This is a genomic window from Vogesella mureinivorans, assembly GCF_007644035.1.
Lineage (GTDB): Bacteria > Pseudomonadota > Gammaproteobacteria > Burkholderiales > Chromobacteriaceae > Vogesella > Vogesella mureinivorans.
On record NZ_VMTV02000591.1, the window covers coordinates 1 to 273 of the forward strand.

Annotated in this window: 1 protein-coding gene; it reads right to left on the reverse strand. The window is 62.3% G+C overall.

Features of this window, described 5'->3' with window-relative positions; all coding sequences use genetic code 11:
- Positions 1-273, reverse strand: a 273-nt coding sequence (locus tag FLQ44_RS25625) for a MutS-related protein (RefSeq protein ID WP_500692551.1), incomplete at both ends; no start/stop codon positions are given.

Genomic DNA, 273 nt, shown 5'->3' on the forward strand with positions numbered 1-273 from the left:
CTACGGCCCAGGCGATGGAGAGGCCGTCGAAGGTGGCGGTGCCCCGGCCAATTTCATCCAGCAGCACCAGGGATCTGGGCGTGGCGTGGTTCAAAATATTCGCAGTCTCATTCATCTCAACCATGAAGGTGGATTGGCCGCTAGCGAGGTCGTCAACGGCACCGACGCGGGTGAAAATGCGATCGCACACCCCCAGCCGCGCCCCCTTGGCGGGCACAAAGCTACCCATCTGCGCCATCAGCTGAATCAACCCCACCTGGCGCAGGTAGCAGC